The following is a 14411-nucleotide window of genomic DNA, read 5'->3' as shown; positions in this document are numbered from 1 at the left end:
CTTCTTCCCGCTGCAATTGGATGATCCGGCAGGGCATTTTCCATGCCCCGCCGGGCGCAGGATTGTGTCAGGACTTATACGGTTTTCTTTTCTTTCTGGCAGCCAGAACAAGAACGCTGCCCGCGCCGACAACAACCAGAAGCGTTGCGCCATAAACCATTGCACGTCCCTCGCCGCCGGTCCGAAGGTTCAGGGACTCATAGTTCTCGACATTGAAGGATGCGGCTCCCTTGTCTACCGTGATTGCGGCGGTATTTCCGTCCGCGGTAATGGTGGTCTTGTCTGTATCCAGAGCGCCGGTTACGCCATGGTTGGAGTTGGAATCGTCGGTCGGAACCGAAGTCAGGGCGATCGTCACCCTGGACTTCAGAAGCTCGTGGCTCTTTGCGCCGCTCTCATCTTCTCTTCCCTCGGTTGCGGTCTCGGTCATGATGTAGTGCTCTTCATCGAGACCCTTGATGTACAGCTTGCCGTCGGAGCCCGGATGTACGGTTGTCACAATGTTTTTCGCGTCGTCTGAGGTGCGGTCATACAGATGGTAGATGCCGTCTCCCTCTTTTACGAACTGCACATTGCTGTCCTTCACGTGATTCTCATTGCCGCCTGCTCCGGTTCCTTCTCTCTTGAAGGTGAAGGAAACACGGGTCGGATCCTTCACCCCGTTTTTCTTTACATTCAGCTTGTAGGTATAAACGCCAACCTTGTTGCCCTTGATGGAATGATCGGTATCCGTTTCGCCTCCGTTATCGGAAGTGTTCCAGGTCAGGGTCGGCTGGTTCTCTTCCTCCACCTGATCGCCGACATGTGTGGTATCCTTGTTCAGAACGGAATCAAACAGGATCATCACCTGACTGTCCTCGGTAATCGCGTTCAGCTTCTCAAGTCCGAAATTGGTCAGAGCAACCGTAAACGAACTGTTTCCGTCAGCATCTTTTGCTCCCTGCGTCAGGGTGTAATCGGTATCTTTTGTCAGCTCGACCGCGCTTCCGCTCTGAAGCTGGAAGCTGTCATTGAGGGTGCCGTAATCGGTCATCTTCTCCGGGTTTGCGATACGGGGAACGATATAGATGCCGTTGATCTTGTCAAAGGTAAGACCATTATCCATGGTATCGGTCTCGACAAATTTGGTGTACGCGTTGCCGTCCTGCAGCATCGGAGCTTCCGGAAGAAGGACCTGATGAACCGTCTCGCCGATTTCATAATCGCCGTGATCAATCAGTGTGTTCCTATCATCTTCCTTGATGATCCGTTTCGGGTTGTTGATGGTTTGGTTCTTCGGATAAACCGTGATGTCATACTGCCATGCGGTACCCGCCGCATTATTGCCGATGGCCGTCTGGTTGGTCATCGGAATGGAAACGAGAAGCGGGCTGGACTGGTTGGCAACGGCCTCGTCACGGGTGATTTCTCCAACTGTCTTGTCCTGACCGGTTGCGCTCTGGTGCGGATCCACGGTGATCTGGCCGCTCTTGTCGCTGTAAGTACCGCCAGATGCGATCTGAGCCGCTGTTGACTGGTCAGCTACGGTCTGCGGGTCGTACCCGGAAATGTCGGTCTCGCATACAAGGTACAGGCCGAGCGGAAGATTATCCAGTACGATTTCTCCATTTGCGTCGGTTGTTCCGGTATAAATAGATTTTGCCTTGTTGACGCGGTTGTTGATCACAAAATCATTCAGGGATTTCTCTCCGCCCTGCGCCGCGTTGATGGTGTCCATCACCTTCTGCATGGTTTCCGTGGTGTACGCCTGGGTATCGCTGCTTCCGTCCTGACGCTGTACAATCGGATCGGAACCGTTGGCTACGACTGTTCCATCCTCGTCTGCAGCGGCGGTAAGCTTGTCCTTTGCCGCGGAATTCAGAATCAGGCTCTTGAAATCCTGATCGAGGTTGTCGAAGTAAACGCCGGCGCCGTTCTTTGTGGTCAGGGTTTCGATGTCCGCTACCTTGATGGCGGAGAATTCCACTCCCTTCATCGGGGTCTGGGTAGAGCTTGTCGCTCCCTGTACTCCTTTGTTGTCGATGGTTTTGCCGTTGTTTTCCTTTACCTTGAAGATGGTGATGCTTCCGCTCTTCGTGGTATCAATGGTTGAAGCGGTGGTGATTGGGTTCGCGGAATCCGCAAAAGCCGGAGCCGCCATGGAGGTTATAGCCATTGTGGCGGCCATGCTGACCGCTGCCAGATAAGTGATTCTGGGCTTTGGATTTCTTACGTTTCTCATCCCTTTTGTTCGGGGCGTTGTATCTTCTTTGCTTGCCCCTTCTCCTTTCTTCATTTTTGTTTGCTGCCGCGATGAATATCGCTGTCAATACAATTTACGGGCTCTTGGCCCGTATCACCCATCTTTTTTTGCGTTCAGTCATGTTTCCTCCTTTTTGCAGCGGGTAGAATGGTGAAAAAATCTATGAGTATCGAAATCGTTGATCTTGAGAAATGGTTTTGGAATTGATTTATCCGTCAAAATGGTATTGGAATCAATTTATCCATAAAAATGATTTTGGAAAAGATTTTGCCTTATGAGTGTATTGATATTTTCAGTGGATCCGTGTCCGGGATCTTTCTTTTCCGGCGGTACGTACCAGGATGCCGGTTGCTGGATCGTTTCCAGGTCTGTTTCTTTTCCGATGATTACCAGACGGCGGGTTGTTCCAGCCATTCCGTCACAGGTGGAAAGAGAAACAAACCGTGCGTTTTTGTCCGGCTTTGGGGAATTTTCGTATCTGGTACTGCTCTTCAGCATGTTCTGCCAGTTCAGAAAAGAGGGGCTGTTTTCGAACGCATATGAATAAACCCGGGATCCTGCCTCTGTTGTCAGAACGGAGAAAAAAGTGTAGGTGCGTCTGGTACCGTCCGGCAGATACAGGCAGAAGGTGTGATCTCTGTATTCGGCATTGATATACCGGGAGTGAAATTTTCCAAACATCGATCCATCCGCCATGTTGTGACCATAGATGATGGAATTCCGGTCGCTTAAGTATCTGCTGTTTACAGAATCCAGAAGAATGCTGCCGCCGTAGTTATAGGTGTGGTCAGGAAGGGCGTGAAGGTATTCGCTGTTGTCATCGCCCTGAAGAACCGGATAACTGATGTCATCCAGCATCAGCCACGCGACAACATCCATGTCTTTGAACAATTCCCAGTCGATTGTGTCCGTATCAGGAAGAGTCTTATTCCCGGATCCTATTGAGCTTTGATCTGGAGAAGGTGTGATGACTGCATCTTCCCGGATCTCCCTGTAGATTTTCGCGGATTTGTGGTACTCTGCCGCCTTCGGCAGGAGCTTATACAGACAGAAAACAAGGACAGCGAGGCAGATGAGGATGAGGATAATTCCCGGCGGGGAAAATTTTCTCTCCTGGGAAGCTCTTTTCCTGTGCGAAGTCCCCCTCTGTGAACGTGTGAATTCAGGCTCTTTCGAATACATAGATTTTCCTCCGGAGCAGATGAAGAATTGAGAAATAAACTGAGAAATGCAGATTTTGAAATGAAAATATCCTGTAACAGAAAAAAGGTTATAACAGAAATCAGGATGCAGCAAAAAAATCATGAGTAAATAAAAATGACAAAGATTTAGCTGAGTATTAGAAAACGGATAGGCTATAGAACAGAAATGATCAGAAAAAAGACAGACCTGCAGAAAAGATGTTTGGAAAAAATATTGTGAAATGAAATAAAGAAAAACTGATCAAAGCAGATGATGCGGAAAATAAATACTGAAAAATGTGTGGTAAATATGAGCTTTGAAGAAATGAAGTTAAGAATTGTCTGTGAATATATGCATTATAGCATAACAATGTCTGCCTGTAAATATAAATGAGACTAAATTTATTTGATATCGTTTTGCCGTTTTGAAAGATTTTTCAAATTCACCACTTTTCACAAGGCACAAACCACAAGTCTGAACTACAGCCTTGAAAGGTTTTAAAACAGAGCTGAAAAATTTCAGCTCTGTCGGCTGCAGGCTTTTCCGGCTACATAACCGCTTGACCATGCCCATTGCAGATTATAGCCCCCACACTCTCCGTCTACATCAACGGCCTCGCCGGTGAAATACAGTCCGGGGATCTTGCGGCATTCAAGATGATCCGTCAGTTCTTCCAAGGGGATTCCTCCGGAACAGATCTGTGCCTGCTTCAGGGATGCGGTTCCGGTGATGGTAACGACGTAATGCTTGATGCGCCGGGCAATATCCGGATAATCGTTCTGTCTGTTTTCTGAAGAAGCGTTTTTGGACGCGTGTCCGATTTTGCCGTTGAACAATGGGATGAGCCTGTCGGGAAGAAGGCCGATGAGAAGCTCCGAAAGGGGCGCTCCCGGTCGCAGTGCGGCTCTTTTTTCCAAGTCGGCGGCAAGATCATGTTCCGAGAGATCCGGCATGAAATCGAGCACTGCCCTCACCTTACGTCCGCTGCTGATTTGCTCCGCCGCGTACCGGCTGACCTGAAATACGGGAATGCCGGAGATTCCAAAATCTGTGAGCTGGACTTCGCCGGTATCTGTAGCCACGCATTCCGAATCTGTCAGGATTGAAACAGAGGCGTGAACCCGGGTTCCTGCCCAGCGGTTCGTTACATCTTCGCGGATTCGGAGCGGTACAAGCGCAGGAAGAAACGGGACAGTGTCAAGGCCAAGATCGAAGGCAAATTGTATGGCATCACCGGAGGAACCGCGCACCGCAGACGCCGGGCTTCCCGTAGCGATGATTACGGAATCGGCCTCATAGGTCCAGGTGGATGTGGAGACAAGAAAATGACCATTCCGCCAGGCTATCGCCGTCACCTGCTCTTTTGACTTGATCTTTACCCGGTATTTCTCCGCCTCCAGCAGGAGCAGATGAAGAACCTGGGATGCCTGTTCGGTGTAAGGATAGACCCAGCCATTCCTGTCAATTGTCTTCAGACCGATTTCGTGGAAAAAGTCAAGCGTATCCCGGTTCGAGAAGGCTGTGAAAATGCGGCTGGTCAGACTGGAAGCTCCGCCCCGGTAGTGAGCGGGCGACAGATCCAGATTGGTCAGGTTGCATTTGCCATTTCCGGTTGCCAGAAGCTTTCTGCCCGGTTTTTCATTCTGCTCGAGAACGGTCACCTTCCGCCCGCTTCGCGCGGCGGTGATGGCAGCCATGAGACCGGAGGGCCCGCCTCCGATTATGATGAGCTGTTCATCCATTGAAATCCTCTTTTCTGCTTCAGGTCTGCTGTTTTTGTTCTGTATTGCACGGTAGTTGTCGGATCCTCTGACAATCTGACGATAATTCGCCTTTTGGGAAAATGTTCTGTATCACATGGTGGTTTGCGGATCTTGTGACGCATATCCCGAATTTCGCGGATATGATTAGCACCGAAGCTCCGCAGGCACTTACAGGCTCACAAGCCCCGCATCAATCACCTTCTGCAGGCTCATGATGATTCCCAGTTTACCGTGGGGCCAAGTGAGACCGCCCTGGAAGTAGACGGCGTAAGGCGGCTTGATTGGTCCGTCTGCCGAAAGCTCAATGGAGGAACCCTGTACAAAGGCTCCGGCGGCCATGATGACATCGGAATCATATCCCGGCATCGGCCAGGGTTCCGGAGTGACGTAGCTGTCTACCGGGGCAGCGGCCTGAATGCCCTGGCAAAAGGCGATGACGCCTTCCGGTTTTCCGAAGGTGACGGCCTGAATGATGTCGTGACGGTTCTCTGTCGCATTCGGAACCACAGGGAAGCCGAGTTTTTCATACACATTTGCGGCAAAAATCGCGCTCTTCAGCGCGCTTGCTGTGACTGTCGGGGCGAGGAAAAAGCCCTGATAGAAGGCAGGGTTGGTGCCGATGGAGGCGCCGACTTCTTTGCCCAGTCCAGGCGTGGTCAGACGGAAGGCGGCATTTGCCACACATTCTTTTTTTCCGACAATATATCCGCCGATGGGGGCAAGTCCGCCTCCCGGATTCTTGATCAGGGAACCGACCATCATGTCTGCTCCGACGTCCGTGGGTTCGATGCGTTCCACGAATTCTCCGTAGCAGTTGTCAACCATGCAGGTGACATCGGGGCGAATGGACTTGATGAAATGGATCAGATCGCCGATCTCCTTTACGGAGAAGGTATGCCGGGTCTGATACCCCTTCGAGCGCTGGATGGTGACAAGCTTTGTGCGTTCGTTCAGTGCGCTTCGGATGCCCTCGTAGTCGAAGGATCCGTCCGGGAGCAGATCCACCTGACGGTATGTGACGCCGTATTCCGCGAGGGAGCCCCGTGACGGGCGGATTCCGATGACCTCCTCCAGAGTATCATAGGGCTTTCCGACAGGGGACAGAAGCTCGTCTCCCGGTCGGAGATTTCCGGAGAGGGCGATTCCGAGGGCATGGGTGCCGCAGGCAATCAGAGGGCGGACCAGTGCGTCCTCGGTGTGGAAGGTGGAGGCAAATACTTTTTCGAGCGTGTCCCTGCCCAAGTCATTGTAGCCGTATCCTGTGGAGGGATAGAGGCAGGCTTCGCTGACACGGTTTTCCTGCATCGCGCGGATCACCTTCAGTTGATTATATTCTGCGGTTTCATCGATCTTCCGGAAACGTTCACGCAGAGAATCGGCGATCTCCGCGCAGAAAATTGCGGTTTTTTCGGCGATGCCGAAGCTTTCATACATCTTTATTTCTTCTTCTGTCATTCTTAACCTCTGTTTCTGATAATTAAAGTATCTGTTTGTCTTCGTTTAGTTTTTTGCGCCACAATGCCAGCATATAATTCAGAATGGTGTCATCCTTATAGTTGAATTCATTCTTATTGATCCAGATGATGCCGCTCTCCCGCTTGAACCAGGTGATCTGGCGCTTCGCAAAGTGACGGGTGTCACGCTTGATGATCTCCACCGCTTCGCTTAACGTGCATTTCCCGTCCAGATACGGAAACAGCTCTTTGTATCCGAGTCCCTTCATCGAGACATTGTTCTCCGTTAGACCCCTTGCCTTCAGACTGCGAACCTCATCGACAAGGCCGGCCCCGATCATCTGATCCACTCTCCGGTCGATCCGGTCGTAGAGCTGTTTCCGCTCGTCATTGAGTACAAAATAAAGGTAGCAGTAAGGGGAATCCTTCGCCCGCTGCTCCTCATTATGTCTGGATATCGGAGTGCCGGTCTGGTCATAAAATTCGAGAGCCCGGATGACACGCTTGAGATTGTTCGGATGAATCTCCCGTGCCGCCTCAGGATCCTTTTCTGCAAGGATAGCGTGAAGAGCCTGCGGACCTCTCTCTTCTGCCAGTTTCTCATACGCGGAACGGATGTCGGATTTTCCTTCGCTTTCGGAAAAATCGATGTCTCTCAGCACCGCCTGGATATAAAATCCGGTTCCACCGGTGATGATGGGAACCTGGCCGTTTTTCCAGATCTCCTGCATTGCGCGGAGGGCCATGGCTTTGAAAAGAGCAACATTGAAATCCTCTTCGGGTTCCAGAACATCGATCAGGTAATGCGGAATTCCCTGTCTTTCTTCCGGCATTATCTTCGCGGATCCGATGTCCATGCCCCGGTAGACCTGCATGGAATCGGCGGAGACGACCGCTCCGTTTACCGCCGCAGCCAGCTTCAGGGAAAGGGCGGTTTTGCCGACCGCCGTTGGACCGGTAAGTACAAGGACCGGTTTTTTCTTCAGCTTTCCGTAATCAAATGACATGGATGATTCTTTCCCTCTTAATATGAATGATTTATTTATCCTTGATCATAACTGCCAGATCACACAGATCTCCGGGATTCTTTTCGTGTATTGTGTCACTGGAATTTTCGGGATCCCAGTCGAATATCAAATCACACGATTTACCGGGAATCTATCAGCGTATCCTGTCACACGGTTCATGAGGAGCCTCACAGTGTGTCGGATTACGATGCACACCGGGGTTCGATGCGGCGTATCCAGTCACACGATACGCTTGAACTTTCTGTCCAGATCGTACTTTGTCATTTTGATGATCGTAGGACGGCCGTGCGGACAGTTATAGGGATTTTCCAGGGTCAGGAGTTCGTCGATCAGGGCATCCGCCTCCTTCAGGGACAGCATGCTGTTCCCCTTGACGGCTGCCTTACAGGACATGGAGGCAATTTTTTCCGGAATGCTTTCCGGAGCGGCGTCTCCGATCTCTGTCAGCTGATCCAGGATTTCCGTGAACAGGCGGTCGGACGCAATCGAATACAGATTATCCGGAACGGAATTGATCTTGAAGGAGTTTCCTCCGAAGGATTCAATTTCGAAACCGAGCTTTGCGAAAACGTCCAGGTTCTTCTCCAGAATCCCCGCTTCTTTCGCACTCAGATTCACGACAATCGCCGGATACAGCATCTGGGCATTGATTTTTTTCTCCCGGTAATTCTTCATCATCCGTTCATAATTGACTTTCTCGTGAGCGGCATGCTGATCGATGATGTAGAGAGCATCCTGATATTCGATGATCCAGTAGGTGTCAAAGATCTGACCGATGATGCGGAACTGCTTTCTGGAGCCGGGAGACAGAACTTTTTCCTTCGAGGTAAAGAAACTCATCTGCTCCGGGGCGGAAAAATCCTGTTTGCGGGGAGCAGCTGCCCCGGAGTTTGCCGCCGCAGGCTGTGACACAGCAGTCTCATCAGCAATACCCGGCGTCGCAGGCTGAGCCTCAGCAGTCGTATCGGCAGTACCCGGCGTCGCAGGCCGAGCCTCAGCAGTCGTATCGGCAGTACCCGACAGAGAGGACAGCGCCTCGGGAGATTTTGCGTTGTCGGCGGCAGCTGACTTGGGAAATCCGCCGACCGGGTCCGTGTCCTGGCGGGGCGATGCGTCCGTATTCGTACGGTCAGAAGTGTTCGTGCCAGAGACACCGTACGTGGGAATGTCCGTGCGGGGGGAACTTCGATAGTTCCCGTTCTCATCGCGGACCGATGACACGCCACCGACTTTCGTGGGTGCCGCACTTTCCGCAGCATCCATCCGCCGGACGCGTTCGAAGGGCTCCGGCGCAGATTTCGGAAGAACCGGAAGCTTTCCCGGCCGGTCTGCGCTGCGCCGCGGCTCATGTCCAACCGGAACCTCGGGGATCCGCTCGCGGTTCATGAGCGTATTTTGAATGGCCAGACAGAGCTGATGGTAGATGTCCTCCTGGCTGGAAAAACGAACCTCCATCTTCTGCGGGTGCACGTTCACATCCACCTTTTCTCCGTCAATATTCAGGTACAGCAGAGTGAAAGGATATTTGTGCTGCATGAGAAAGCCATGGTAGGCATCCTCGATTGTCTTTGCCAGAAGGCGGCTTTTCACATATCTTCCGTTCACAAAGTAATATTCATAGTTCCGGTTGCCGCGCGCTACATTCGGATTGCCGATGAATCCGTCGATTTCCATCAGGTCAGTCTGTGCGTGAATCGGGATCAGCTCTCTGGTGAGATCCCGGCCGAAAATCTGATAGACGATTTCCTTCAGATTTCCGTTTCCGCTGGTGTACAGACGGTTCTGTCCGTTCTGAATGAATTTGAACGAAATCTCCGGGTGAGACAGGGCAAGCTCTTCCACAAAGCTGCTGACATGATTTCCCTCGGACATGGGAGATTTCAGAAACTTCGCCCGGGCAGGGGTGTTGTAGAAGAGATTGCGGATGATGAAGGTGGTGCCCTCAGGCGCCCCGATCTCCTCATACTCCTTCTCCTCTCCGCCTTCGATCGTGTAGCGGATGCCGGTCAGTGCTTCCGGCGTTTTTGTGATGCATTCTACCTGCGCGACTGCGGCGATGCTTGACAATGCCTCGCCGCGAAAGCCCAGCGAAGATATGTTGGTGAGATCCTCCACCTTGCGGATCTTGCTCGTCGCATGGCGCAGAAAGGCTCTCCGGACCTGGTCGGCGGGGATGCCGGCTCCGTTGTCCGTGATCCGCATGAAGGTGGTTCCGCCGTCCCGGATTTCGATGGTGATTGCCGTAGAGGCGGCATCGATGGCGTTCTCCGTGAGCTCCTTGATGACGGAGGCAGGGCGCTCGACCACCTCTCCTGCGGCGATTTTGTCTATTGTAGCTTTATCCAGTAATTCGATTGATCTCATATGTGCTTACCAGCGGTTTTTCACCTCGTTCTGCAGATGGTTCAACATGTTCAGCGCGTCGAGCGGCGTCATGGTGGAGATGTCAATCTCCCGGATTTCATTGATGATCTTGTCGTTATCGGTCGTATCGAAGAGTGACATCTGCTGCATGTCGACCGTATCGTAATGGCGCGGCCTGCTTTTCTTTGCACGGGATTCCGTTAGATTCTTGATGGCTGCCGTGATGTCGGCGTCGGACAGCTGATCCAGAATTTCCTTTGCCCGCGCGAGGACAGCCTCGGGAACACCGGCGAGACGGGCAACCTGGATGCCATAGCTCTTGTCGGCACCTCCCTTTACGATTTTCCGGAGAAAAACGATGCCGTCTCCTTTTTCCTTCACGGCGACGCAGTAGTTGTTGACGCCCGCGATCTTTCCCTCCAGCTCGGTCAGCTCGTGGAAATGGGTCGCGAAGAGTGTCTTGGCTCCGATCTTTCTTGGATCGGCGACAAATTCGGTGATTGCCCAGGCCAGGGACAGCCCGTCAAAGGTGCTGGTCCCTCTGCCGATTTCATCGAGAATCAGAAGACTGTCGGAGGTCGCGTTCCGAAGAATGTTCGCCACTTCGCTCATCTCAACCATGAAGGTGGATTGTCCGCTTGCCAGATCGTCCGAAGCCCCGACACGGGTAAAGATACGGTCCACAAGACCGATATTGGCCGATGAAGCAGGAACAAAGGAACCGATCTGCGCCATAAGAACGATCAGGGCGGTCTGACGCATGTAGGTGGATTTTCCGGCCATATTCGGTCCGGTAATGATCGCGACGCGGTGCTCCTGCTGATCCAGGTAGGTGTCGTTGGAGATGAACAGATCGTCAGGGATCATTTTTTCAACGACGGGGTGACGGCCGTCCTGGATATCAATCTTCCCGCTTTTGTTCAGTTTGGGGCGCACATAGCGATTCCGTTCCGCCACATATGAGAAAGAACAGAAGACATCAAGACAGGCGATGGCCCTGGCGGTGCGCTGTACGCGGGCGACATTTTTTCCGATGGTGTCCCGGATATCGGAAAACAGCTCATATTCCAGGGAACCGAGCCGGTCCTCTGCTCCGGTGATCTGCTCCTCAATCTGACGGAGCTTATCGGTGCTGTAGCGCTCGGACCCGGTCAGGGTCTGTTTCCTCTGATAGTAGTCGGGGACTTTGTCCTTGAAGGAATTCGTTACCTCGATGCAATATCCGAATACCCTGCTGTATTTAACCCGGAGAGTGCGTATTCCGGTCTTTTCCCGCTCCTCAGCCTCCAGATCGGACAGCCATTTCTGTCCGTCTTTTTTTGCTGCCCGGTATTTGTCCACCTGCTCATTATAGCCGTCCTTGATGATGCCTCCGTCCTTCATGGCCATCGGAGGATCATCGATGATGGCGTCGTCAATCGCGTGAAACAGATCCTCCAGAGGATCCAGATCATTCTGAACATTTTTCAGAAGATCCCCCTGAAATCCGGTCAGAAGCTGACGGATAAAAGGAAGCATCTGAAGGGAGGACTTGAAGGCGATCAGATCGCGGGGGTTGGCTGTCTGATAGGCGATGCGGCTGGACAGCCGTTCAAGGTCATAGACCGGCTGCAGATATTCACGGATTTCATCCCGGATCATCGGCATGCCTGTGAGCTCCTCCACGGCGGTCAGACGCTTTTCGATTTCCTCTTTATTGATGAGCGGCTGTTCGATGATGCTTCTGAGCATTCGTGCGCCCATGGCGGTCTTGGTGCGGTCCAGAACGCCGAGAAGAGATCCCTTTTTCTGTTTTTCCCGAAGCGTCTCCACCAGTTCCAGATTTCTCCGGGTAGAGCTGTCGAGAAGCATAAAACGGTCGGAAAAATAAGGGGTGATGGAGGTCATCTGCTCCATGTTGTTCTTCTGCGTCTCATAAAGGTACTGGAACAGCGCACCGGCGGCGATTGTGCCGCAGCTGAAATCGTCAAGCCCCAGACCCTTCAGTGAGGAAACATGGAAATGCTTCTTCAGTATTTTCTGGCAGGAATCATCATCAAAATAATAGTCATCGAGCGCGGAAACAGAGATCCGGAGTCTGGTTCTGAGATCCTCGAGATCGAGACCGGACACCATCAGGCTCTGATTGCAGATGATTTCGGAAGGCATGAATTTCTGAATTTCATCCTTCAGCTTCTGCGCGGTGTCCGTCTCGGATACCAGGCACTGTCCGGTGGAAATGTCCGCAATGGACATGCCGTAGCGGTCGGAGGTACAGACGATACACATGAGATAGTTGTTTCTGGTCTCGTCCAGCTCCTCCTGACTGATCACGGTGCCGGGAGTGACGACCCGGATGACCTCACGTTTTACCAGGCCTTTGGCCAGCTTCGGGTCTTCAACCTGTTCACAGATCGCGACTTTGTGACCCAGGGCAATCAGTTTTGTGATATAGGTATCCGCGGCGTGAAAGGGAATGCCGCACATGGGAGCCCGTTCCTCCAGACCGCATTCCTTTCCGGTCAGCGTCAGTTCAAGTTCCTCTGACACCATTTTCGCGTCGTCATAGAACATTTCGTAGAAGTCGCCGACCCGGTAGAAAAGAACACAATCCTTGTATTCTTCCTTTGTGGCCAGATAGTTCTGCATCATTGGAGACAATGCCATTTTCGATAGAAACCTCTCTTTCATCGGACGAACGCCCCTGCTGCATGAGCACGAACCAGCTGTAATAAAAAAGCTGATCCTACTGCTATAAAAATCAGTCCGGCAGTTATAAAAAGTTGATCCGGCAGGATATAAAAGTTTATCCGGCAGGATCTAAAAGTCGGTCCGGCAGTTATATAGAGTCGTTTCGTTGTCTCAAACCGTTTCGATCCGGTGTCCCATATAATAGAAGCCGTGACATTCATCGAGATGAACGGTCACGATTTGTCCGATCAGACTGCCGTCACCGGGAAAATGTACGACAATGTTGTTGTCCATGCGTCCGGTTACAAGGCTCTCATCCTGTTCGTTGATCTGCTCCACGAGAACGTCCTTGTCCTGACCGGTGAATCGGGAGGTCTGTTCTCTTCCGGTTTTCTGAACCAGGGCGAGAAGACGGTCAAAGCGGTCCTTTACGACATCCTCCGGTATCTGATCTTCCATGGAAGCGGCAGGTGTTCCGCTTCTCCTGGAATAAATAAAGGTGAAGGCACTGTCATAGCGGACCTTCTCCACGACATCCAGCGTTTCGAGAAAATCATCCTCGGTCTCGCCGGGGTATCCGACGATGATGTCGGTTGTCAGGGAAATATCCGGAATCGCCGCCCGGATGCGGTCAACGAGTGCCAGATAGGACTCCTTTGTGTAGCGGCGGTTCATGTCCTTCAGAATCTTTGTGCTTCCGGACTGCAGCGGAAGGTGAAGATGACGGCAGATCTTCGGATATTTCGCCATTACCTCAATCAGCTCGTCCGAAAGATCCTTGGGATGCGAGGTCATGAAGCGGACCCGGTCAAGACCGTCAATCTGCACAACCTGCTCGAGGAGCCTGGCGAAGCTTACGGGATTCTCAAGGGTTTTGCCATAAGAATTGACATTCTGTCCCAGCAGCATCACTTCACGGACACCATCTGCGACGAGGCCCTCGATTTCCTGTATGATTTCAATCGGTTCACGGCTCTTCTCTCTGCCGCGTACGTACGGAACAATACAGTAGCTGCAGAAGTTGTTGCAGCCGTACATGATATTTACACCGGATTTGAAGGGGTACTTCCGGTCAACGGGCAGCTGCTCCACCATGCGGTCGGAGCTCTGCCGGATGTCTATGATCATTCGGTCCGGATGATCCAGAGCCTCGGAGATCAGCTCCGCAGCCTTATAGATATTGTGCGTACCGAAAATCAGATTCACGAAGCGGTAGCTTTCCTTCAGCTTCGTCACGACGTGATCCTCCTGCATCATGCAGCCGCACAAGCCGATCATCATGTGCGGATTTTTCTTCTTATAGGAGTGAAGCTTTCCAAGTCTGCCGTATACTCTGGTGTTTGCATTTTCACGCACGGTACAGGTATTGTAGAGAACAAGGTCGGCATCCTCTGTTTCAACCTTTCTGTACCCGATTTCTTCCAGTATACCGCGAAGCTTTTCGGAATCCCTCGCGTTCATCTGGCATCCGAAGGTGACCACATTGAAGGTGAGCGGTCTTCCTGCCTTACCGGAAATCTCCGCCAGCTTCCGGCGCGCTCTCTCGATAAAATAATACTGCCGGAAGGGTTCGTTTTCCGGCGCGGGTTTTCGGGTATCTATACTGTTGATGATCTGTTCGTAACTCTGATTATTCAAAATTCTGTTTTCCTTTCCTGATTCACCGATATAGTTCGACTATCCGGAAGCTGCGAAGCACGGAGCAATC

The 14411-nt window shown here is 51.9% G+C and carries 8 protein-coding genes and 1 pseudogene; all 9 read right to left on the bottom strand.

Going from position 1 to position 14411, the window contains the following annotated elements:
- Window positions 1-67: 67 nt before the first annotated feature.
- Complete coding sequence (locus tag ACTQZS_RS02180) at window positions 68-2275, bottom strand: SpaH/EbpB family LPXTG-anchored major pilin (protein ID WP_441474370.1); 2208 nt, start codon at window positions 2273-2275, stop codon at window positions 68-70.
- A gap of 204 nt (window positions 2276-2479) precedes the next feature.
- Complete coding sequence (locus ACTQZS_RS02175) at window positions 2480-3424, bottom strand: class B sortase (RefSeq protein WP_441474369.1); 945 nt, start codon at window positions 3422-3424, stop codon at window positions 2480-2482.
- Between the two features lie 518 nt (window positions 3425-3942).
- Window positions 3943-5166 (bottom strand): NAD(P)/FAD-dependent oxidoreductase, encoded by a 1224-nt coding sequence (locus ACTQZS_RS02170; RefSeq protein ID WP_441474368.1) that lies wholly within the window; start codon window positions 5164-5166, stop codon window positions 3943-3945.
- Between the two features lie 6 nt (window positions 5167-5172).
- A pseudogene (locus ACTQZS_RS02165) lies at window positions 5173-5241 on the bottom strand (hypothetical protein); the annotation flags it as partial.
- Window positions 5242-5355: 114 nt separating this feature from the next.
- Complete coding sequence (locus ACTQZS_RS02160) at window positions 5356-6621, bottom strand: methionine gamma-lyase family protein (RefSeq protein WP_441474556.1); 1266 nt, start codon at window positions 6619-6621, stop codon at window positions 5356-5358.
- A gap of 43 nt (window positions 6622-6664) precedes the next feature.
- The gene (miaA, locus tag ACTQZS_RS02155) at window positions 6665-7648 is read right to left on the bottom strand and encodes a tRNA (adenosine(37)-N6)-dimethylallyltransferase MiaA (protein ID WP_441474367.1); all 984 of its coding nucleotides are present in this window, start codon (window positions 7646-7648) and stop codon (window positions 6665-6667) included.
- A 240-nt stretch (window positions 7649-7888) separates the two neighbouring features.
- Window positions 7889-10033: a DNA mismatch repair endonuclease MutL gene (gene mutL / locus ACTQZS_RS02150; protein WP_441474366.1), complete on the bottom strand. Its 2145-nt coding sequence runs from the start codon at window positions 10031-10033 to the stop codon at window positions 7889-7891.
- Window positions 10034-10039: 6 nt separating this feature from the next.
- Window positions 10040-12703, bottom strand: a complete 2664-nt coding sequence (mutS, locus tag ACTQZS_RS02145; RefSeq protein ID WP_441474365.1) for a DNA mismatch repair protein MutS — start codon at window positions 12701-12703, stop codon at window positions 10040-10042.
- Between the two features lie 171 nt (window positions 12704-12874).
- Window positions 12875-14341 (bottom strand): tRNA (N6-isopentenyl adenosine(37)-C2)-methylthiotransferase MiaB, encoded by a 1467-nt coding sequence (gene miaB, locus ACTQZS_RS02140; RefSeq protein ID WP_441474364.1) that lies wholly within the window; start codon window positions 14339-14341, stop codon window positions 12875-12877.
- Between the last annotated feature and the right edge of the window lie 70 nt (window positions 14342-14411).

This window comes from Bilifractor sp. LCP19S3_H10 (assembly GCF_052119185.1).
GTDB lineage: Bacteria > Bacillota > Clostridia > Lachnospirales > Lachnospiraceae > Bilifractor.
Note: the sequence above shows the minus strand (reverse complement) of the source record. Positions and strands in the feature narration are given on the sequence as shown.